The sequence below is a fragment of the Elizabethkingia argenteiflava genome (assembly GCF_009904105.1).
GTDB classification, from domain to species: Bacteria; Bacteroidota; Bacteroidia; order Flavobacteriales; family Weeksellaceae; genus Elizabethkingia; species Elizabethkingia argenteiflava.
Genome location: NZ_JAAABJ010000272.1, coordinates 1 through 216, shown reverse-complemented (window position 1 = coordinate 216; position 216 = coordinate 1). Strand labels below are relative to the sequence as shown.

The 216-nt window shown below is 41.2% G+C and carries 1 protein-coding gene; it reads right to left on the bottom strand.

What is annotated here, in order from left to right; translation table 11 throughout:
- Window positions 1-216 (bottom strand): transposase (locus GNY06_RS02835; RefSeq protein WP_166518715.1); only part of this gene is annotated, 216 nt, incomplete at both ends.

Sequence of the window (216 nt, the reverse complement as noted above, 5' to 3'; positions counted from 1 at the left end):
TCTACTCCGTGAAGCCCTCTGTTATTACCCCAACGTACACTTTGACTATCCATAATCCCTAAACTAGCTTCAGCCTTTTGCCCCATTTTTATACGTACCCTCATGCGTAGTTTTTCCAAAATTAAGTCGAAGTAACCTGCTTCTACCCAACGGATATAGTAATAATAAACCAATTGCCATTTCGGAAAGTTCTTTGGCAGCATACGCCATTGACAG